The organism is Paraburkholderia sp. RL17-381-BIF-C, assembly GCF_046026435.1.
In the GTDB taxonomy this organism is placed as follows: Bacteria; Pseudomonadota; Gammaproteobacteria; order Burkholderiales; family Burkholderiaceae; genus Paraburkholderia.
The window spans coordinates 322,341-341,064 of sequence record NZ_JARESX010000001.1 but is presented as its reverse complement, the minus strand read 5'-3'; the positions used below and the strand labels follow the sequence as shown (position 1 = coordinate 341,064).

At 63.9% G+C, this 18,724-nt stretch carries 17 protein-coding genes; 8 read left to right on the top strand and 9 right to left on the bottom strand.

Features of this window, described 5'->3' with window-relative positions:
• The 5 genes from P0D70_RS01550 to P0D70_RS01530 all read right to left on the bottom strand — a co-directional run.
• Positions 1-294, bottom strand: a 294-nt coding sequence (locus P0D70_RS01550) for a dihydroxy-acid dehydratase domain-containing protein (RefSeq protein ID WP_408181815.1), incomplete at its 3' end; no start/stop codon positions are given.
• Between the two features lie 39 nt (positions 295-333).
• Positions 334-1,338 (bottom strand): L-arabinose ABC transporter permease AraH, encoded by a 1,005-nt coding sequence (gene araH, locus P0D70_RS01545; RefSeq protein WP_091797684.1) that lies wholly within the window; start codon positions 1,336-1,338, stop codon positions 334-336.
• A gap of 70 nt (positions 1,339-1,408) precedes the next feature.
• A complete protein-coding gene (araG, locus tag P0D70_RS01540; RefSeq protein WP_408181812.1) occupies positions 1,409-2,968 on the bottom strand; it encodes an L-arabinose ABC transporter ATP-binding protein AraG in 1,560 nt (519 codons plus the stop codon).
• A gap of 87 nt (positions 2,969-3,055) precedes the next feature.
• Positions 3,056-4,060: an arabinose ABC transporter substrate-binding protein gene (locus tag P0D70_RS01535; protein ID WP_091797691.1), complete on the bottom strand. Its 1,005-nt coding sequence runs from the start codon at positions 4,058-4,060 to the stop codon at positions 3,056-3,058.
• A 126-nt stretch (positions 4,061-4,186) separates the two neighbouring features.
• Positions 4,187-5,638, bottom strand: a complete 1,452-nt coding sequence (locus P0D70_RS01530) for an aldehyde dehydrogenase family protein (RefSeq protein WP_408181810.1) — start codon at positions 5,636-5,638, stop codon at positions 4,187-4,189.
• A 190-nt stretch (positions 5,639-5,828) separates the two neighbouring features.
• Between P0D70_RS01530 and P0D70_RS01525 the strand changes: the two genes are divergently transcribed.
• A complete protein-coding gene (locus P0D70_RS01525) occupies positions 5,829-6,806 on the top strand; it encodes a LysR family transcriptional regulator (RefSeq protein ID WP_408181808.1) in 978 nt (325 codons plus the stop codon).
• Positions 6,807-6,949: 143 nt separating this feature from the next.
• A complete protein-coding gene (locus tag P0D70_RS01520) occupies positions 6,950-7,504 on the top strand; it encodes a YaeQ family protein (protein WP_408181806.1) in 555 nt (184 codons plus the stop codon).
• Between the two features lie 28 nt (positions 7,505-7,532).
• Here P0D70_RS01520 and P0D70_RS01515 read toward each other — a convergent pair whose 3' ends face one another.
• Positions 7,533-7,958 (bottom strand): VOC family protein, encoded by a 426-nt coding sequence (locus tag P0D70_RS01515; RefSeq protein WP_408181803.1) that lies wholly within the window; start codon positions 7,956-7,958, stop codon positions 7,533-7,535.
• Positions 7,959-8,333: 375 nt separating this feature from the next.
• On the opposite strand from P0D70_RS01515, the gene ada reads away from it, so the two are divergent.
• From ada to P0D70_RS01495, 4 genes are all read left to right on the top strand, one after another.
• Positions 8,334-9,512 (top strand): bifunctional DNA-binding transcriptional regulator/O6-methylguanine-DNA methyltransferase Ada, encoded by a 1,179-nt coding sequence (gene ada / locus P0D70_RS01510; RefSeq protein ID WP_408181800.1) that lies wholly within the window; start codon positions 8,334-8,336, stop codon positions 9,510-9,512.
• Entirely contained in the window at positions 9,509-10,426 is a 918-nt protein-coding gene (locus P0D70_RS01505) for a DNA-3-methyladenine glycosylase family protein (protein ID WP_408181798.1), read from the top strand. Before ada ends, P0D70_RS01505 begins: the two co-directional genes overlap by 4 nt.
• Before the next feature lie 281 nt (positions 10,427-10,707).
• Positions 10,708-12,324 (top strand): glutamate--cysteine ligase, encoded by a 1,617-nt coding sequence (gshA, locus tag P0D70_RS01500; RefSeq protein WP_408181795.1) that lies wholly within the window; start codon positions 10,708-10,710, stop codon positions 12,322-12,324.
• A gap of 211 nt (positions 12,325-12,535) precedes the next feature.
• On the top strand, positions 12,536-13,015 hold the full coding sequence (locus P0D70_RS01495) for a hypothetical protein (protein ID WP_091797711.1): 480 nt from the start codon (positions 12,536-12,538) through the stop codon (positions 13,013-13,015).
• A gap of 96 nt (positions 13,016-13,111) precedes the next feature.
• On the opposite strand, the gene P0D70_RS01490 is transcribed toward P0D70_RS01495, so the two are convergent.
• Together P0D70_RS01490 and P0D70_RS01485 are read right to left on the bottom strand one after the other, a co-directional pair.
• Positions 13,112-14,674, bottom strand: coding sequence for a DHA2 family efflux MFS transporter permease subunit (locus P0D70_RS01490; RefSeq protein ID WP_091797715.1), 1,563 nt, complete (start codon positions 14,672-14,674; stop codon positions 13,112-13,114).
• Positions 14,675-14,810: 136 nt separating this feature from the next.
• The gene (locus P0D70_RS01485; protein WP_408181834.1) at positions 14,811-15,353 is read right to left on the bottom strand and encodes a MarR family winged helix-turn-helix transcriptional regulator; all 543 of its coding nucleotides are present in this window, start codon (positions 15,351-15,353) and stop codon (positions 14,811-14,813) included.
• A gap of 250 nt (positions 15,354-15,603) precedes the next feature.
• On the opposite strand from P0D70_RS01485, the gene P0D70_RS01480 reads away from it, so the two are divergent.
• A complete protein-coding gene (locus tag P0D70_RS01480) occupies positions 15,604-15,975 on the top strand; it encodes a hypothetical protein (protein ID WP_408181792.1) in 372 nt (123 codons plus the stop codon).
• A gap of 190 nt (positions 15,976-16,165) precedes the next feature.
• On the top strand, positions 16,166-17,731 hold the full coding sequence (locus P0D70_RS01475) for an efflux transporter outer membrane subunit (RefSeq protein WP_408181788.1): 1,566 nt from the start codon (positions 16,166-16,168) through the stop codon (positions 17,729-17,731).
• 206 nt (positions 17,732-17,937) lie between these two features.
• On the opposite strand, the gene P0D70_RS01470 is transcribed toward P0D70_RS01475, so the two are convergent.
• Positions 17,938-18,717 (bottom strand): type II secretion system protein N, encoded by a 780-nt coding sequence (locus P0D70_RS01470; protein ID WP_408181786.1) that lies wholly within the window; start codon positions 18,715-18,717, stop codon positions 17,938-17,940.
• Positions 18,718-18,724 lie beyond the last annotated feature (7 nt).

Below are 18,724 nucleotides of genomic sequence, written 5' to 3'. Positions count from 1 at the left end.
CGCGGTAGGCCGCAAGTTGGTCTCACCGAGCGACATCACCGGAAACTCGAGCGGCAGGCCGCCGGCTTCATGCACGCCCTTTTTTACGTACTCCGCCAGCTCGCGGAAATGCGCATTGCAAGGCGTCAGTTCGGACCACGTATTACAGATGCCGATGACCGGACGTCCGTCGAATTCGTCGTGCGGAATGCCCTGGTTTTTCATCCACGAGCGATGCAGAAAGCCGTCGCGGTCCTTGAGGCCGAACCACGCCTGGCTGCGCAGCGGCTTTTTAGTCTGGTTCGAATCAGCCATGAAATCTCCTGTTGGCAAACATGTAGAGCGGGGCGCGCATTAGTGCACGCGCTTGCTGCGCCGGAACTGGTCGAACAGCACCGCGAGCAGCAGAATCCCGCCGCGAATCAGGTATTGATAAAAGGTCGGCACATTCAGGAGGCTCATGGCGTCCTGCACGGAACCCATGATGAGCACGCCGACCAGCACACCGGAAATCGTCGCGACGCCGCCAGTGAGAGAGACGCCGCCAAGCACGCACGCCGAAATCACGCCGAGCTCGAGGCCGACCGAAGTTTTCGGGTCGCCCAGACTCATGCGCGACGCCAGCATCACGCCCGCAAAGCCGGTCACGAGGCCTTGCAATACGAACACTGTGATCTTGATGCGCGTGACCGGCAAGCCCGCCAGCAAGGCCGCCTCGCTATTACCGCCGACGGCCAGCACGTTCTTGCCGAACACGGTTTTCTTCAGCAGAAAACCGAACAGCACGAAGCCGACAATGTTGCTCCAGATCGGAAACGAAATACCGAGAAACGAGCCGCCGCCGAGGTCGAAGAAACGTTCTTCGGAGATCATCACGGCGTCGCCGTTCGAGGTGATATACGCGAGGCCGCGCACGACCTCCATCATGGCGAGCGTGACGATCAGCGAGTTGATCTTGTAGCGCGCGACCAGCACGCCGTTCACGAGTCCGACCGCACCTCCCGCGAGCACGCCGGCCGCGACGCCGAGCATCACGCTATGCGTCGCGGTGATCAGCGTGGACGCCACCACGCCCGCGAACGCGACGATCGACGCGACCGACAGATCCACTTCGCCGAGCGCGAGCACGAACATCATCGTGACGGAGATCGAACCGATCAGCGTGACGGAAAGCAACAAGCCCTGAATATTCCGCGAGCTCAGAAAGTCCGGCACGGTGAACGACAGGACCGCGAACAGAATCACGAACACCATGACGATGCCGGACTTGTTGATCATGTCCCAGGTGCGCGCGGCGCGCGCGCTCAATCCCGCTGAGGCGACGGCTGGGGTCGATGAATCGGTTGAAGGTGTGTGCATGGTGTGTATTCCGTTTCAATAACGCAATTCGATTCAGTTGCCTTCGTTGTGTCGAGGATGCAAGACAGCGTCAGCGGGGCAGGGCGAGCTTGATCAGCGCATCCGGCGTGGCCTGCGCCTTGGGCAGATCGCCGACAATGCGGCCTTCCTTCATCACGATCACACGATCCGCCACGCCGATCACTTCGGCGAGGTCGCTCGACACGACGATCACCGTGCGGCCCGCCTCGGCGAGCCCATACAGCAACCCGTAAATCTCGCTGCGCGCGCCGACGTCGATGCCGCGCGTGGGTTCGTCCATCAGAAACACGTCGATGTCTTCGGCGAGCCAGCGCGACAGGATCACCTTCTGTTGATTGCCGCCCGAGAGCGTGCCGATCGGCGTGTCGCCATTGCGCGTCTTGATCGCGAGCTTGCCGATGAACTCTTTCGCAGTCTGCGCTTCCTTGCGGCCGTTGAGCACGTTGAAGCGGCTGAAATGGCGGCGGCAACTGATATTGAGGTTGTCCGATACCGAGGCGATCGAAACGATGCCTTCCTGCTTGCGATCTTCGGGACACAGCGCCACGCCCGCGCGCACCGCGTCGCGCGGTGTGGCAAAGCGCACGCGCTTGCCTTTGAGCGTGATCTCGCCGCCCGCCGGTTTGACCGCGCCATAGATGAGCTTCATCAACTCGGAACGCCCCGCGCCGACGAGCCCGAAGAAGCCGACAATTTCACCTTTGCGCGCCGTGAAAGAAGCCGGTTCGCGCAGACCGCGTCCCATCAGGTTCTTGACATCGAGTTGCACGTCGCCGAGTTCGCGCGAGCGATAGCCGTACACATCGGCGATCGAGCGGCCCACCATGCAGCTGATCAGGCGATCACGATCGAGTCCTTCACCCGCGTCGAACGTATCGATGCGGCGGCCGTCGCGAAACACCGTCACGCGGTCGCACAGTTCGTACACTTCATCCATCCGGTGCGTGACGTAGATGATCGCGCGGCCTTCGGCCTTCAGCGCACGAATGATCCGGAACAGTTGCGTCGTTTCGCGCGACGACAGCGAACTGGTCGGTTCGTCGAACGCGATCACGCGCGCGTCGCGCATTAGCGCCTTGCCGATTTCGATCATTTGCCGCTGGCCGATCGAGAGATTCTTCACCTGCTGCGACGGGTCGATCTTTTCGCCGAGCCGTTCCAGTTCGCGCATGGCGCGCGCCACCAGCGCTTTTTCGTCCAGCACACCGAAACGATTGGGCAGGGCGCCGAGCATCAGGTTTTCCGCAACCGTCAGTTCGGGCACCAGATGCAGTTCCTGATAGATGATCGCCACGCCCGCGGCAATCGCCGCCTTCGTCGTGACGAACTGCTGTTCAACGCCGTCGAGCGACAAGGTGCCCGCCGCGGGTTGATTCACGCCGGACAACACCTTCAGCAACGTCGATTTGCCCGCGCCGTTTTCCCCCATCAGGCCATGCACTTCGCCGCGCCGCACTTCGAGCGACACCTGGTCGAGCGCGAGCACGCCCGGAAAGCGCACGGTGATGCCGTCGAGTCGCAGATACGGCTCGGCCGATAGGCGCGCAGGCAAGGGCGCAGGTGAGGGCGCCGGTTCGCCGGCGTGGGACTCGGTGTGTAAAGACGTCATCGAAAAACCTCAAGCGGAAGAACAACCAGAGCGGACCGCTCTCGCTTGAGCGAGGGACGGCCCGCGGCGTGCAGACTCGAATACCGCTTAAATGCCGAGTTCTTTACGCACGTCCTGCCAGTTGCCGCGCACCATCAGCTTGCCGGTGGTCTGTGTATCGGCGGGCGGCTGCTTGCCGTCCTTGATCCACTCGACGAGGTTCTCCGTGCTTTCCTTGCCATGCATCGTCGAACTCACGGCAATCGTGCCGTAGAAGCCCGTCGGCTCTTTCTTCTGGAATTCGGCGAATGCCTCGCCCGCGCCGTTGATGCCGACGCCGATCACGTCCGCCGCCGGAATATGCAACTGCTCGGTCGCGCGTACGCCGCCCAGCACGCTTTCCTCGTTGAGCGCGAAGATCACCCACTTCTTGATGTTCGGATGCTGCGCGAGGACCGGCGACGACGCGTTGAAGCCGCCTTCGTCGTCGGTTGTCTTTTGCGGAGCGTCGAAAATGTTTTCCTTCTTGAAGCCGCCGGCGAGGAGCGATTGCGTCGCGCCATCGGTACGCAGTTTCGCAGTCGGCAATTCGTAGTTCGTGATGCGCAGCGCGCCAACTTCTTCCGGCTTCCAGCCGCGGCGCTTCATTTCTTCGGAGATCGCGGTGCCGACCTGATTGCCGATCTTGAACGCGGACATGCCCAGATGCGGCACGTTCGGCAGCGGCTTGCCGGTGGAGTCGACCAGTTGATCGTCGACGGTGACGAACTTCATGTTGTAGCGCTTCGCCCGAGCCTGGATCGCCGGTCCGAGGCGCACGTCGGGCGCGCAGATCACGAAGCCTTTGGCGCCTTGCGCGCCGAGGTTGTCGATCGCGGCCAGCACTTTTTCACCGTCCGGCGTACCGATGTTGACTACCGAAAAGCCGTCCTTCTGGCCGAGCGCGCTCGCGGCCTTCTGTTCGTTGATGAACCACGCCTGCTCCGGCATCTTCACGAGGAAGCCGACCTTGAGCGGCTGATCCGCGTGCGCGGAAAGCTGCGCGGCAAAGGGCGCGGCGAGCGCGGCGGCCGCTACTGCGGATAGCGTCAAACGGCGAAGCTTGCTGGTCATGTCTGTCTCCTGAGGTTGAAAAGCTGCATTGGTTTCGTTTATTTGCAGCGGGTGATGCACGGCGGCGTTAGCCGGGACGTGGATGGGCGTGATGGGACGCCACGGCGTGAAGGGATCTCATGAGCATCAGTCCGCTACGTAGGCCGTTTTCACGGCCGTCCAGAAACCCGCGCCGGTAGCGCCATAGGCCGACGCCTTGCGGCCGCCGCCGGGCGCGTGATGCTCGACGGCCGTGGTCGGCAGATTGATCGTGACGAGACCGCTATGCACATGACGGCGGAAATGCCGCGCGCGGCTGAGCGAGCGCGTGCAGATGCCGGCGCATAGACCATATGTGGTGTCGTTCGCGAGATGCAGCGCGTGGTCGTAGTCATCCGCGCGCAACACGACGGCGAGCGGTCCGAAGATTTCCTCCTGCGCGATACGGTGTTCGGATTCGCCGATGAATAACGCGGGTTCGAAAAAATAGCCGCGCGTCGCGCGTTCCAGTTGGCGGCCGCCGTGCAGCAGGTGCGCGCCTTCCTGCAGACCGATGCGCACATAGTCGAGATTGCGCTGCAACTGCGCGGCGTTCGCCACGGGCCCCATGTCGGTGCCGTGCTTCAGGGCGTGATCGATCGTGAGGCTCGCGAGTTTTGCCCGCAAGGCGTCCACGAACGGGTCGAACACCGCGCGCTCGACGATCAGCCGCGCCGCTGCGGTGCTACGTTGACCGGTCGAGCCATAGGCGCCGTGCAAGGCGGCATCGACGGCGCCGTCGAGATCGGCATCGGCCAGCACCACGAACGGATTCTTGCCGCCCATCTCGAGTTGCACACGCGCCTGGCGGGCGGCGGCGGCTTGCAGCACGCGCGTGCCGGTTTCCGCCGAACCGGTGAAGCTGATCGCCGAGGTCAGCGGATGCGCGGCGATCCGCGCGCCGACCTGCCGGCCGCTGCCCATCACGAGATTGAACACGCCCGCCGGCAGACCGGCGCGGCTGATGATCGACGCCAGCGCCGCCGCGCAAGCCGGCGTCGATTCGGCCGGCTTGAAAACGACGCAATTGCCGTGGGCGAGCGCGGCGCCGATCTTCGCCGCGGCGATCGCGAGCGGTGCGCTCCACGGCGCGATGATGCCGATCACGCCGAGCGGTTCGTGCGTCACGTCCACTTCGACGCCGGCGCGCCCGCTCGTGCTCGCGCCGGACTCGGCGACGGCACGCAAGGCTTCGGCCGCCAACAGCTTGAAGATCTGGCCGGCCCGCGTCGTCTCGATCATGGCCTCGGGCAGCGTCTTGCCGACTTCACGTGCCAGCAGTTGGGCAAGTTCATCGCGGCGCGCGAGCACCTCGCTGCCGATCGCATCGAGCACGTCCGCGCGGCGTTGAGCCGACGCCAGCGACCACTCGCGGAAAGCCAGGTGCGCCGCTTCGATGGCCGTATCCGTTTGCCGCACATCGGCCCGCACATATTCCCCGACCGGTTCGTCCAGGTCCGACGGGTTGAGCGAGACGCCCGTGGTCGCGCCGGTCTCCCATCCGCCATTGATGTAGTGGCGCAACGGACTTGCAGCGAGTGGAACGGGATCGCGGTTCATCGATGGAAAGGCACCACGTGAGGAAGCTCGGAAAGTCCACGAATGGTATGAGCCGTCCCAATAACTTTCCAATCCCTTTTCAAGCCGTCCCGATATCAATTTCGATATGGCATGATGGAGCACCGCCCCGGACAAACCGCGCAGCGGTCGGCTTCGAGCCGCTTATCAGAAAACAGGTTGGAGAGAGACCATGACGCGTAGCTACTCGAACTGGTTCGTGCGGGCGCGGCTCAAGACGCGGCAGTTACTATTGCTTGCGGCGATGGACGAGGAGGGCAACGTCCGCCGGGCCGCCGACGTGCTCGGCATGACCCAGCCCGCCGCCTCGCGTCTGCTCAAAGAGCTGGAGGACATGCTGGAGGTGAGCCTGTTCGACCGCACGCCGCACGGCATGCACGCCACACTGTACGGCGAAGTCATGATTCGCCATGCGCGCATGGTGCTGTCCAATCTGAGCCATGCACACGACGAAATATCGGCGTTGCGCGCGGGCCTGGCGGGCCAGGTGCGGATCGGCGTGATCGCGGCGGCCGCGGCAACCATGGTGCCGCGCGCGATTGCCGAGGTGAAAGAACGCTATCCGCAATTGCAGATCTGGGTAGAGGTGGAAACCTCGGACGTGATGCTGCCGCGGCTGGCGGAAGGCGAACTGGACATCATGATCGGCCGCGTTCTGGAGCGGCAAAACCAGTTGAACGCCGAAGTCCGCTATGAACCGCTCGCCGATGAACCGCTTTGCGTGGTCGCGCGGCCCGGCCATCATCTCGAAAATGAGACAGGTTTGACGCTACGTGGAATCGTCAACGCGAGCTGGGTTTTGCATCCGCCAGGCAGCGTCTTGCGCCATCGTTTCGATCTGATGTTTTCTCAAATCGGGCTGAATCCGCCGCAAAACGTGGTCAATACGAACAATTTTCTGGCGATTTCGAGCCTGCTGCTCCAAAGCGACATGTTGGCGGTTCTACCCGACGAAGTGGCGCGTCAATACCAACAGTACGGCGTTTTGAAACGAGTGCCGATCGATTTACCGTGCAGGATGGATACATTCGGTATCATCACGCGCCAGTCGCACCTGCTTTCACCGGCAGCCTCGGTCGTGCTGGAAGCCCTGCGGGAAGCCGCGGGCGAGGTGTACGGCACCGCTTTCGAGCCGGCAGTGGCGCGATAAATGCTTCTCCCGTGGTAATAGCAGCCGGCTGACGGCGCGGGAGGGACCGAAAGATGTACCACAAACACGGAAAACGGCAACGCGCCGTCGACGATTCTTTTTCAGTTCGCTCCGGTGGAGCGAGCGCCTGGTTTAGCAACGGCATGGCTCTCAAATCGACGATTTACAAGGCGGAACTGCAGATCGCCAACATGGACCGGCATTATTACGCCGACCATTCGCTGACGATCGCCCGCCATCCCTCGGAAACCGACGAACGGATGATGGTCCGCGTCGCCGCATTCGCGCTGTTCGCGCAGGAACGCCTCGAATTCTGCAAAGGTTTGTCGGACGTGGACGAACCGGATCTGTGGGAAAAAGATCTCACGGGCGCGATCGAAACCTGGATCGAAGTCGGTCAGCCGGACGAACGGCGTATCGCCAAGGCAAGCGGCCGCTCGAATCAGGTGATCGTGATCGCCTATGGTGGCCGCGCGTCGGACATCTGGTGGCAGGGCGTGCGCAACAAGGTGGAACGTATGCGCAACGTGACGGTGTGGACGCTCGGCGAAGGCGTCGCCACGGCGCTCGGCTCGCTAGCCGAACGGACCATGCGGCTGCAATGCACGGTGCAGGACGGCGAAGCATGGCTCGGCAGCGCCGAAGCCGATGCGGTGAAAATCGAATGGACGGTATTGAAGGCGCCCGCCAACGCCTGACACTGAACGCGGCCGACGCTCGAAGCGCTTAAAGCGACGTCACGCGCGCCGCGTCCGGCGGCCCCTTGAGTTCGACCATGTTGCCCTCCGGGTCGAACAGATACAGCGACTGTCCAAAGCCGTCCGCGCCGTAGCGCTGCCCCAGTTCGCCCAGCCGCGCGCCGTGTCCGGTCAGATGCGCCTTGAGCGCTTCGGCGTCGAACGGCTCGATGCGCAAACACAGGTGGTCCATGTTCCGCCCGGCTCCTGGCACGCCGTTTTCGGCATGGTCGAGCTTGCCGCCGACCTGCAACAGGTCGATCAGCGAGCGCCCCGCACGCAACTGTGTCAGACCCAGATCGCGCTGCTCCTTCTCCACGGTGCAACCCAGCACGTCGCAATAAAATCGCGCCATGGCCTCGACGTTCGTCGCCCGAATGACGACGTGATCGATCTCGCGAATATGGATTTTCATATCGAACGCCCCTTTGGCCGGTTCGAAGAACGGGTGAATAGCCAGTGTAGGAGAAAGGACGGCGCCGCGAGTGAGGGCCGGATCAGACAGGTATGGGCGAAAAAAAGCCCGCTCTATGTGGAGCGGGCTGAATCCATATCAGGAGGAGACATGGAGGAGACAAGTACTAATATACACATGGGGTTGGTGCGACGCAATAACTTTTTAAGGGAAAACCCGATATCGTGCGAATTTGTCGCAGTTTGCGGCAAAACGAGCGCCTGGCGTGCCTTTGGGCGCTACGAAGAAGCGCAATGACAGAGCAAGAACCGGGGCGTACTGTGTCGGCATGCGGCCTACATTGGTGAACATCGACACCGCTGATCCGTGACCAACATGAACCGCACGCCTACCGACACCCCCTCCAGCGCCGCCAGCTGGACTTCCGACGACGAGCGCTGGGAAGCCGTCACACGCCGTGAGCCGCTGGCCGACGGCGCGTTCTTCTACGCCGTCAAAACCACCGGCGTGTTCTGCCGCCCGTCGTGCGCGTCGCGCCAGCCGCGCCGCGAGAACGTCGCGTTCTTCGTCGATGCCGCCGCCGCGCGCAACGCAGGATTTCGCGATTGCAAACGCTGCCAGCCCGGCGGTCTGCCGCGCGAGCTGGAAATCGTGAACCGCGCCTGTGCCGCGCTGGACGCCGATCCGCAGCAACGCCTCACGCTCGCGCAGTTGAGCGCCGCCGTGCACGTCAGCCCGTTTCACCTTCAGCGCCTGTTCAAACGCGTGGTCGGCGTGTCGCCGCGGCAATATCAGGCCGCCCAACGTGGCGCCGCGTTGCGCGACGCGCTCCGGCGCGGCTCGGACGTCACTCGCGCCACGCTCGACGCGGGCTTCGGCTCGCCCTCGCGGATGTACGACAGCGCCTCGGCCGAACTCGGCATGGCGCCGTCCGCGTATCGCCGCAAGGGCGCCGGACTCACCGTGCGCTATGCCAGCGCTTCCACGGCGCTCGGCTTCGTGCTCGTGGCGGCCACGGAGAAGGGCATCTGCAAGATCGGTTTCGGCGACGACGCCGCCATGCTCGCCAACGACCTTCGCAGCGAACTCGCCAACGCCGATCTGTTGGAAGATAGCGAGCACCTTGCGCCGTTCATCGCGCAGATCGACGCCTATTTGCGGGGTACGCGCCAGGACTTCGATCTGCCGCTCGACATCGCCGCGACGGCATTCCGGCAGCGTGTCTGGGATGCGTTGCGGCGCATTCCATACGGCGAGACGCGCAGCTATTCGCAGATCGCCGAAACGGTCGGCGCGCCGCGTGCGGTGCGCGCGGTCGCCAGCGCCTGCGCGACGAACCCGGTGGCACTGGCGATTCCTTGTCATCGCGTGGTGGCAAAGGGCGGGGCGCTGGCGGGATATCGCTGGGGTTTGCCGCGCAAGGCTGCGCTGCTCGACAACGAGGCCCAGCATGCCGGTGATTTTTCGCGCGGCCAGACAAGGCATGACGAGCGCGCCCTTGCAGACGCCAATATCGACAACGAAACCACCACCAAACTGGATCACGCCGCGTGAGCACGCTTGACGAAGTCGCTACCCTCGAATTGCCATTCAAACCACCCTTCGACTGGCCGCGCCTGCTGCGCTTCTTCGGCGGACGCGCGACGCCGGGCGTCGAAGCGGTGGAAGACGGCGCGTACCGTCGCGCGATCGATTGGGCCGGCGACAGCGGCACGCTCAGTGTGCGTCTGCATCCGCGCAAGCGTTGCCTCGTCGCCAGCATCGAAGGGCCCGTGAGCCGTCACGCCGACGCGCTCGCCGCGCCGATTGCGAAGATGTTCGATCTGCACGCCGACCCGAAAAAGATCGGCGCCGGGCTCGCCGCCGACCCTTGGCTCGCGCCGCTCGTCGAAGCCGTGCCCGGCCTGCGTGTGCCGGGCGCATGGTCGGGCTTCGAACTGGTGGTGCGTGCGATCGTCGGACAACAGGTCAGCGTGAAGGCGGCGACCACCATCATCGGAAGACTGGTGCAGCGCGCCGGCGAGCGCATCGAGGGTCATCCGCACGAGAACACCGCCTGGCGCTTTCCGACGCCCGCCGCGCTGGCCGCCGTGGACCTCGCGCAGATCGGCATGCCGGGGAAACGCGTGGCGGCGTTGCAGGGTTTCGCGCACGCGGTCGCGACCGGCGACGTGCCGCTCGACAGCAAGACAGCCGACGCCGACGCCCTGCGCGCCGCGCTGCTTGCGCTGCCCGGCATCGGCCCGTGGACCGTCGAGTACGTCGCGATGCGCGCATGGCGTGACGCCGACGCGTGGCCCGCATGGGACCTCGTGCTGATGCAGGCGATCTGCGCGCGCGATCCGTCGCTCGTGCGGCCCACGCAGCAACGCTCGCGCACCGACATGTGGCGGCCGTGGCGCGCGTACGCGGCGATGCATTTATGGAATGAAGTGGCGGACCGCGCCGGCGCTGCGCGTGGTGGCTGAAGCCTGGCGTCAGGCGGGAAGAAAAGCGCGGAGAAAAGCGCATCGCGCGCAACGCGCGTGGCGGGTAAAGTAGTGTGGCGCACAGCCGACGAACTGGCCGAAAAGGCAGGCGGATTGGCCCGGAAAAGAGGTTGCCCGGCGCGCCCGGATGCCCTGCCGGAGCGGCCTCAAGCAGCCGTTGTGGCGAGATGTTAAAGTGCCCGCTACTGAAAATTCCGCCGAACGTTGTCCACCGCGCAGTGCTGCGGCACATGGCGGCCGACAACGCCCGACTCGCATCAATGCCAAACACGACACCTTCCCGCACGACCGACGCGCTCTCGCACCGCCTGTCCGTGCTGACCTCAGGCCCGCAGCGCGACGCGCTGACAAGCGGCCTGCGCGGCATCGAAAAGGAAAGCCTGCGCGTGACGCACGAGGGCAAGCTCGCCTTGACGCCGCATCCACCGGCGCTCGGTTCGGCGCTCACGCATCCTTCGCTCACTACAGACTATTCCGAAGCGCTGCTCGAACTGATCACGCCGGCTGAGCGCGACGTCGCGATCACGCTGGAGAAGCTCGACACGCTGCATCGTTTTGTCTACGCGGAACTCGGCGACGAGATCTTGTGGAACAACTCCATGCCGGGTCTGCTGCCCGACACCGACGAAGGCATTCCGATCGCGCACTACGGCAGTTCGAATATCGGCAAACTGAAGTACGTGTACCGGATCGGTCTCGCGCTGCGTTACGGCCGCACGATGCAGTGCATTGCGGGCATCCACTACAACTATTCGCTGAACGAAGAAGTGTGGCGGCTGCTGCATGCCGATCAGCAATCCACCGCGAACGCCGTGGACTTCCAGTCCGACCGCTATCTCGCGCTGATCCGCAATTTCCGCCGCACCAACTGGCTGCTGATGTATCTGTTCGGCGCTTCGCCGGCACTGGATCGCCGTTTCCTGCGCGATCGCCAACATACGCTCGACACGCTCGACGCCGACACGCTCTATCGTCCGTACGCGACCAGCCTGCGCATGAGCGACCTCGGCTATTCGAACACCACGGCGCAAGCCGCGCTTCACGCGGATTACGACACGCTGCCGGGCTACCTCGACGCGCTTGCGAAGGCTGTGAGCCAGCCGTATCCGGCGTACGAAGCGATCGGTACGCAGCGCGATGGCGAGTGGGTGCAGATCAACACGAACGTGCTGCAGATCGAAAACGAGTTTTACTCGACAATCCGTCCGAAGCGCATCACGTATCCGGGCGAACGTCCGCTGCACGCGCTGGCCGCACGCGGCGTGCAGTACGTGGAAGTCCGTTGCATGGACATCGATCCGTTCGAGCCGACCGGCATTTCGCTGGAGACGTCGCGCTTTCTCGATGCGTACCTGCTGGTCTGCGCACTCGACGACAGCGCGCTGTTGCCGCCTGACGCCTATGCCGAAGCCAACCAGAATTTCGGCCGCGTGACGATGGAAGGTCGCAAGCCCGGCCTCGAGTTGACTCGCGACGGCCGCCCGATCGCGATGACGGATTGGGCGAACGAACTCCTCATCAAGATCGACGCCGCGGCCGCCACGCTCGACGCGTTGCATGGCGGCGACGCGCATGCGCGCGCCGTCGCGGTTCAACGCGCGAAGCTGGCGGATGTCTCGCTGACCCCGTCGGCGCGCGTGCTGCAAACCATGCGCGAGAAGCAGCAGAGCTTCCTCGCCTTCGGCCTCGCGCAAAGCGAAGCGCACGCCGCGTATTTCCGCGCGCGCCCGCTGGATGCGGAACAGACCAAGGCATTCACCGATCTCGCTGCGCAGTCGCTGGCTGAGCAGGCCAAACTCGAACAGGAAGAAGTCGGTTCGTTCGACGCGTTCGTCGCGGCTTATCGGGCGTACACCTTGAACCGGTTCAGCGTCTGAACAGCGCGTGCTGGTGAGGTGACAAAAAAGCGGTCAGCAATGACCGCTTTTTTTCTGCGCAGGTAACGTCTACGCAATGCGCCATGCCGCGTAGAAAGCCATCGGCAATTTCTCCGCGCGTTGTGACGATTCTCTGATCCAGATGAAACACCGTACCGACCCGGTGGTCCAAACTGACATGACGCGCACCACAGAGGGAGGATGCAACGCGATGAAAAAAAGTCTGTTGGCCATGCTGTGCGTAGCGGCGGCGGGATGTTCGACGCAGGGGCAGGTCGATCCGGACGTCATGCAGATCGCGACAACGCCGTTGACGTGTTCGAACAAAGCGCAATGCGATGTCTGGTGGCAGCGCGCGCAAGCGTGGGTGGCGAGCCATTCGAAGTACAAGATCGAGTCCTCCACCGACACGTTGATTCAGACCGCCGGACCCGATGGCGGCAAGCGCGCGTTGGCGTATCAGATCACGCGCGCGGCGAACCCAGACGGCACTGCGACGATCGGCTTTGCCGCGCACTGCGATGGCTCGATGGGTTGCAAGCCGAACCCGTGGGAAGCCGGCGCCGACTTCAAGCAATACGTGCGAGGCGTCGCAGATGGCGCCAAACCCCAGGAGCCTTCAACGCTGCATCCGGATGCTTTGCAGGGTCAATCGAACCCGGCAACGAACGGCGAAGCCGTCACGCAATAGAAAGTGCTAAAAGCGCGCGCAGAGTGGCCCAAGAAAAGTGTCGCTTCGGCGCGCGTCCGCTCAACGGATCATCGTCGAGCCTCAATGTCCCAAGCCTCAATGTCCCATTGAAGGCCCAACGCCCTTGCGCGGCTTGGTGATCCAGACCAGCACCGCGAGCACGAGAAAAGCCGCGCACGAAATACGGAAAAAATCATTGGTGGCCATCATATAAGCCTGGGCGGTCACCACCTGATTCAACTGCGCGGTGATGCTGTCACCAGACAGGCCAATGCCGGCCAATGCATTGGTATAAGCATTGGTGTTCGCGGCATACACGTTGACGGAATCGGTCAACATGGCGTGATGGTAGATCGTGTCGTTCTCCCAGTACGTCGTACTGATCGCCGTGCCAATCGCGCCCGACAAGGTCCGGAAAAAATTGGACAGGCCGGACGCACTCGCGAGCCGCTCATCCGGCACGCTGGAAAGCGTGATGGTGGTCATCGGCACAAAGAAGCAGGCAACGCCGATCCCTTGCACGAGCCGTGGCCAGATCACGTGGTTGAACGGCACGTCGAGCGTGAACGTGGAATTCCAGAACGAGACGAACGCGAACACGATGAACGCAAAACTCGCCACCACGCGCAGGTTCAGCCGGTGCATGTTCTTGCCGATCATCGGCGACAAAAACAGCGCGAGCAGACCCACCGGCGCGGTCGCCAGCCCCGCTAGCCCGGCGGTATAACCCATCACGGTCTGCAGCCAGAGTGGGAAAATCACCACCGAGCCGAAGAAGGCCATGAACCCGAACGAGATGATCAGCACGCCGAGCGCGAAGTTGCGATCCCTGAACAGCGAAAGATCCACGACGGGTTCTTTCTCCGTCATCTCCCAGACCAGCATGAAGGCAAGCGACACCACCGCGACCACCGCCAGAGCGACGATAAATGTCGAATTGAACCAGTCGCGATCTTTGCCGAGGTCGAGCATCATCTGCAGGCACGACACGCCGATCACGAGCAGCGCGAGGCCGACCGCGTCGATGCGCTGTTTCGTGGTCTTAGTCTCACGGCCGCGCAACAACAGAAACGCGCACACCGCCGAGAACAACCCGATCGGCACGTTGATGTAGAAGATCCACGGCCACGTGTAGTTGTCGGTGATATAGCCGCCCATCACGGGCCCGAAGATCGGCGCGCAAATCACCGTCATCGCCCAGAGACCCAGCGCGAGTCCGCGCTTTTCCGGCGGATACGAGCGCATCAGAATGGTCTGCGAAAGCGGAACCATCGGTCCGGAGACGAGCCCCTGCACCAGCCGGAATGCGATCAGCGATTCGAAATTTTGCGCGAAGCCGCACAGCGCCGAGGCAATCGTGAAAAGCAGCACGGACAGCGTGAAAAGCTTCACTTCGCCGACCCGGCGCGCCAGCCAGCCTGTGAGCGGCACTGCGATCGCCGAGGCGACGGAATACGACGAGATCACCCAGGTGCCCTGACTGGTCGCCACGCCGAGGCTGCCGGAAATAGTCGGCACCGCCACGTTCGCAATCGACGTGTCGAGCACCTCCATGAACGTGCCGAGCGCGAGGCCGACTGTAAGCAGGGCCAAAGCGCCGCCTTTGAGCGGGGCGGGTTCGGCGGCGGGTAGGGCAGCGGCGGAAGCCGTAGCGTCCATAAAATCTTCTCCTCAACTGGGAAAGCTTGTCACGGCATCTTTATTGCGCGGTGCATATAGTGCGCTTACATGCCGGATCATTCTCTGCCCAGACAGACATCTTCATACAGTGACGCTCGTGAAAAGCGTGTCTTGGTTAGCGTTCGCCGTGTTCCGGCGGCGACTCTTCGGGTGATTCGTCCTGCGATTCCTGGTGGGGCCCCAAGCCGCATCCCACACTGCTCCCCGCGTCGATGCCGTTCGCAATGAAACGGCCGAGCAGGTCGATCAGGGTGGCATGGTCGGCGGCGGAAAATCCTCGCAATTGCTCGTTCAGCACCGCCGCGCCCAAGCCTGGCAGTTGCCGCGCGGCTTCATGGCCTTGCGGCGTCAACTCCAGCTCCACCATCCGGCGGTCGGTTTCACTGCGCGTGCGCACAATAAAACCTTTCTTTTCAAGGCGATCGAGCAGACGCGTCATCGATCCGCTGTCGTAAGACATGGCGCGCGACAGCTCGAACGGCGTGCTCGCGCGCCGCGACGACAGCATGAGGATGACGCCGATCTGCTGCGTGGTCAGCCCCAACGGTTTGACCGCACGGTCGGTCCGCTCGACCAGCACGTTTCGAGCTTTCGTCAGGTAGTAACCAAGACTCGATTCGAGGTGAATCTCGTCTGCCTTGTAGGGACCGTCAGTCATCGTGTATCCGGGAACATCATCGAGCAAAACGGATTTTAGCTGCCTAAGCAGACAAGTCAAACTGGATTTCGCGTAGCGCGAACGGCGGAAAAACAACACGACCGATGCTTGCGCATCAAAGTATCTTGAAATTTAATTGCATAGTCAATATTATTACAGGCAACGAGTTACGCGCGACCCGCGCCACCCGAGACCATGTTCTGACCGATTGACGGCACGCCGCGAGCGACGTGCGAAAAGGATTTTCCCGATGCTGTACCTCAAAAACACGCTTGGCGGCCTGAGCCGCTCCCTGACCGATTCCGCACTGAATACCTTTCAAGGGCCGCACCGCTGGTGGAAACTCGCGTTGTTCGCTCTGCTGTTCGTGCTGCCCGGGGGATCGGTAGGCGTGGCGGTGCTGGCATGGGTCGAACATCGGCGGGGACAGAAGGGCGTCACAGGGGCGAAGGTCGAACCGGCGGCGGCGTCGCGTCTCACGTCGAACAGTGCCGTGGCGGCCACCGCTGCGGAAAAGCACGCGGGTCCGGGCGGCACCTGCCAGGCGCGCGGCGACGCGCCGTGCCGGGCCGCGGCCGGCAAGCTGCTCCGGCAAGCCAAGTCGACGGAATCGCGGGTTTAACGGCCAGGCCGGTAACGGCGCGTAACCATCGCGACACCCTCAGTAACACACCTGCCTCCCTCCTCGCATTACCCTTTCAGTTTCCCGCGACCCAGCGGGCTCATACGCTAACATTCCGGCAGACCAAGATCTCGCCCGGCGGGCGGTGCCGCGATAGGCCGCACCGCGGCGTCCAGAAGGAATTCATTGTATGCAGTCTGATCGAATCTCGCGCGCGCGGACGCTTGCGCCTCGCGCCCTGACTATTGCCGTGGCTGCGGCGCTCGCCGGCCTGCTGTCCGCTTGTGTGGTCGGCCCCGATTACCGCCGGCCCGCCGCCGACATTCCAGCGTCGTACAAGGAAGCGGCTCCAGGCTGGAAAGTCGCCGAACCGGCCGATCAGCACGATCGCGGCGACTGGTGGACCATTTACCAGGACCCGCAACTCAACGCACTCGAAGACCGGCTGAACACCGCGAACCAGACCGTGGCTCAATACGCCGCCGCCTACCGGCAGGCGCGCGCGCTGGTTGGCGAGGCGCGTGCAGCGTATTTCCCGACCATCAGCGCGTCGGCGGGCGCTACGCGTTCGGGCAATGGGTCATCGTCCGGCGGCAACTCGACAACCGCGACAAGCCGCTCCGGCATCGGCAATAGTTTCAACGTGCAGCTCGACGCAAGCTGGGAGCCGGATCTGTGGGGGTCGGTCACGCGCTCGGTCAACTCGCAGAAAGCCGGCCAGCAAGGCGCTGCGGCGGACCTGGCCAACGCGCGGCTGTCTGCCCAGGCCACGCTCGCGCAGACGTATTTCTCGCTGCGCTCGCTCGACTCGACTCAAAAATTGCTCGACGACACCGTCGCGGCTTACCAGCGCTCGCTGCAACTCACGCAGAACCAGTACGCGGCCGGGGTCGCCGCGCGCTCCGACGTGATTCAGGCGCAAACGCAATTGCAGTCGGCACAGGCGGCCGCGATCGACAACGGCGTCCAGCGCGCCCAGGACGAACACGCGATTGCCGTGCTGGTCGGCGAACCGGCGTCCACCTTCTCGATTCCGCCGATGCAGCTCACCGCCACGCCCCCTGCCGTGCCGGCGCAGATGCCGTCCGCGCTGCTCGAACGGCGGCCGGACATCGCCTCAGCGGAACGCAAGGCTGCGGCGGCAAACGAACAGATCGGCGTCGCCATCGCCGCGTTCTTCCCCTCGCTGACGTTGTCGGCCTCCGGCGGCTTTGAAAACTCGGTGTTCTCGCAATTGCTGACCGCGCCGTCGCGCTTCTGGACGCTTGGCCCGCAACTCGCCGCAACGCTGTTCGACGCCGGTTTGCGCCAGGCCAAGACCGACGCCGCTCGCGCCGCGTACGACGGCGATGTCGCGAGCTACCGTCAAACGGTGCTGGCCGCGTTCCAGGACGTCGAGGACAATCTCGCGTCGCAGCGCATCCTCGAACAGGAAATCGTCGTGCAGCAGCAAGCGGTGGACTCGGCGCGTCAGGCGCTCGCCATTGTCACGAACGAGTACAAGGCGGGTACGGTCGGCTACGTCAACGTGCTGACGGCGCAAACCACCGCCTTCACGGCCGAGCAGAAACTGGAGAGCATCGCCGGGCAGCGGATGGTGTCGTCCGTGGGGCTGGTGAAGGCGCTGGGCGGCGGCTGGGACGTGTCGCAAATGAATCGCGAAACGGGCGATGTGGCGGCGCCGGCGCCCGCATCATCGGCCACGCCGGTCGCGCAAAGCGGGTCGGCAGCGCCGGCGCGGATGCACAACGAGTAGCAGCGCCGACCGTCGAGGCGACTCAAAAGAGGCATGCCCGCCTTGCGCGGCCATGCCTCTTTTTTCGCGTCGCGCCAACGCCCGCAGGTCCCGACAGGCTCAGCAGCCCACGAGGTATCGCACGCCTCGCGCGGCACCGGCGCCCCATGCAGCGACATCGATGCCGCCCTTCGACCAGGCTGCGCCGCCGCGCCGCTCAGCGCGCCTCAGTGCACGAACGTCAACATTACCGTGTCCGGGCCGTTCGGCCGCCCCAGCAGATTCAGCAATCCCGCGAGATTGTCGCGTGCCTCCGGCGCGGCGCTGGCCGTCCCATGAAACAACGTGGCCGCAGCCGAGACCGTGCCGTTGCCGGTCAGCATCAACGGGCCCTTGGTGGTCGTCAGATCGAGCGTGGACGATTCGCCTTGTGCCTGAAACAGCACCCGGTACGAGCCAAGCGGCTTGACCAGCGAAACACGCGAACTGACGTCGGTCAGCGTGACGGTCAACTGCCCGAACGCTTCGCGGTTGAAGCTGCGCCAATCGGACCACGACAGTTGCACATTGCCCTGCAGATCGAGTGTATTGAAGGGCGCGCCGAGGCCGCTCAGCAGTGAAGCCGGCACGGCGATCGTGCCCGGCGTGACGGTCGCGGTGCGCGGTGTGGCGTCGACCGTGATCGGCTCCGGCATCGCCTCGCTGTGCCGCATGGTCATGCGCACCCGGCCGGTAAAGAGCGGCCAGAACGCCGTGTGCCATTCGATCCGGCCAGGCAACAGGGTCGCCGCGCTCGTGTCAGAGCCCGCGGCCAGCATCAGCGTGGCCGAGCCGTGCCACAGCGAACCGGCCGGATTGACGAGATTCACGTGGCCGCGCGTCTGTTTGGCGAACTGCGGCGTGATCCAGGCGGCCGGCAGCATCGCCAGCATCACGACGGCGGCGGACAGCACCGCGATCACCAGCCAGGGAAGCGCGACGCGCAGGCGCCGCATCCAGTAGGTCATGCGAGAT

What these genes read in the sequence shown, in the direction of transcription:
- araH (WP_091797684.1), bottom strand. Translation starts at nt 1,338, where the DNA reads ATGCACACACCTTCAACCGATTCATCGACCCCAGCCGTCGCCTCAGCG.
- P0D70_RS01490 (WP_091797715.1), bottom strand. Translation starts at nt 14,674, where the DNA reads ATGGACGCTACGGCTTCCGCCGCTGCCCTACCCGCCGCCGAACCCGCC.
- P0D70_RS01515 (WP_408181803.1), bottom strand. Translation starts at nt 7,958, where the DNA reads ATGAAAATCCATATTCGCGAGATCGATCACGTCGTCATTCGGGCGACG.
- ada (WP_408181800.1), top strand. Translation starts at nt 8,334, where the DNA reads ATGAACCGCACGCCTACCGACACCCCCTCCAGCGCCGCCAGCTGGACT.
- P0D70_RS01530 (WP_408181810.1), bottom strand. Translation starts at nt 5,638, where the DNA reads ATGAACCGCGATCCCGTTCCACTCGCTGCAAGTCCGTTGCGCCACTAC.
- P0D70_RS01475 (WP_408181788.1), top strand. Translation starts at nt 16,166, where the DNA reads ATGCAGTCTGATCGAATCTCGCGCGCGCGGACGCTTGCGCCTCGCGCC.
- araG (WP_408181812.1), bottom strand. Translation starts at nt 2,968, where the DNA reads ATGACGTCTTTACACACCGAGTCCCACGCCGGCGAACCGGCGCCCTCA.
- P0D70_RS01470 (WP_408181786.1), bottom strand. Translation starts at nt 18,717, where the DNA reads ATGACCTACTGGATGCGGCGCCTGCGCGTCGCGCTTCCCTGGCTGGTG.
- gshA (WP_408181795.1), top strand. Translation starts at nt 10,708, where the DNA reads ATGCCAAACACGACACCTTCCCGCACGACCGACGCGCTCTCGCACCGC.
- P0D70_RS01485 (WP_408181834.1), bottom strand. Translation starts at nt 15,353, where the DNA reads ATGACTGACGGTCCCTACAAGGCAGACGAGATTCACCTCGAATCGAGT.
- P0D70_RS01525 (WP_408181808.1), top strand. Translation starts at nt 5,829, where the DNA reads ATGACGCGTAGCTACTCGAACTGGTTCGTGCGGGCGCGGCTCAAGACG.
- P0D70_RS01520 (WP_408181806.1), top strand. Translation starts at nt 6,950, where the DNA reads ATGGCTCTCAAATCGACGATTTACAAGGCGGAACTGCAGATCGCCAAC.
- P0D70_RS01535 (WP_091797691.1), bottom strand. Translation starts at nt 4,060, where the DNA reads ATGACCAGCAAGCTTCGCCGTTTGACGCTATCCGCAGTAGCGGCCGCC.
- P0D70_RS01495 (WP_091797711.1), top strand. Translation starts at nt 12,536, where the DNA reads ATGAAAAAAAGTCTGTTGGCCATGCTGTGCGTAGCGGCGGCGGGATGT.
- P0D70_RS01480 (WP_408181792.1), top strand. Translation starts at nt 15,604, where the DNA reads ATGCTGTACCTCAAAAACACGCTTGGCGGCCTGAGCCGCTCCCTGACC.